The 252-nt window shown below is 59.1% G+C and carries 1 pseudogene; it reads left to right on the forward strand.

Annotation, left to right across the window (positions count from 1 at the left end):
• A pseudogene (locus EXE52_RS18165) lies at positions 1-126 on the forward strand (zinc ribbon domain-containing protein); the annotation flags it as partial.
• Between the last annotated feature and the right edge of the window lie 126 nt (positions 127-252).

The raw sequence follows: 252 nt of genomic DNA on the forward strand, positions 1-252 counted from the left end.
GAGCCGACCCATACATCCCAACGCTGTTCTCGGACGGACTGTGGGTTCACGCACGACGGCAACCGCCAGGGCGAACACTTCGAGTGCCAGAAGTGTGGGTATGAACTGAACGCGGATTATAACGCTGGTACGTGTTTACCCCGGAGTCTCGACAGCCGGCACAGCGTGAGCCCGTGAGATCAGTTCATTGTTACTGACGGCTCGACGAAGCTCTTCGTATGGATTGCGTCCCTGCTGGCGCCACGTCGCCAG

Source organism: Halorubrum sp. CGM4_25_10-8A (assembly GCF_005435025.1).
GTDB classification, from domain to species: domain Archaea; phylum Halobacteriota; class Halobacteria; order Halobacteriales; family Haloferacaceae; genus Halorubrum; species Halorubrum ezzemoulense.